Annotated in this window: 1 pseudogene; it reads left to right on the plus strand. The window is 55.7% G+C overall.

The window, feature by feature from the left end:
- Window positions 1-126: 126 nt before the first annotated feature.
- A pseudogene (locus SJH88_RS19285) lies at window positions 127-705 on the plus strand (AAA family ATPase); the annotation flags it as partial.
- Window positions 706-741 lie beyond the last annotated feature (36 nt).

The following is a 741-nucleotide window of genomic DNA, read 5'->3' on the forward strand; positions in this document are numbered from 1 at the left end:
CGACGGGTCTTGTTCTGGGCTTCGGTCATGGTGTCCACCTATCTGGTTTGGTGGACACCATCGTTGCCGCTTACGCCGCCGCCCTCAAGGGTGGGATGACCGTGCGCTTACGCTCTCACGACCGAAGAACAAGCAGGTCGGATCAAGCTGCTCAAGCAGGAAGCGCTACCCGACATCACAGACACCCTGGTTGTCGCTCTCAAGCTGGAGTCCTTGACTGCGACTGCTGAACCGTTGCTGTCCAAGACGATCACACCAACCAAGGCCATTGAAGAACTGCTCAAAGACAGCGCCTTGCAACTTTGGGTCAAGCAGGGTATGGGGCACCACCGCGCGAAGCGCGATACATGTGCCTTCTGCCGACAGGATCTGCCCCACGACATTTGGCAGGTACTTGATGAACATTTCAGCAAGGAGTCTGGCGATCTGGAAACGTCCTTGGATGCTGCTATCACGTCAGTAACGGCCGAGATTGGCACCATCGCGGGACTCAACACTTTCACGGGCGCACAGTTCTACCCTGACGAGCGCACAGCGTTTGAAGCCAGCAGCAAAGCCCTGACTCAAGCGCTAGCAGTCTACAAGAAAGATCTGGAGGAACTGAAGAAGTCGCTTGAGACTCGGAAGAACAACCTGTTTCAGCCCACGGCCCTCAAGACTCCTTCCTATGACGCCAATGAAATCGCGAAGCACGTTGCCTGTTGATTTCCATCCAGAAGTGACCCACTAGCCCCCGGTTTT

Origin of the sequence: Comamonas sp. GCA5 (assembly GCF_036541385.1) — a bacterium.
Classification (GTDB): domain Bacteria; phylum Pseudomonadota; class Gammaproteobacteria; order Burkholderiales; family Burkholderiaceae_C; genus Comamonas; species Comamonas aquatica.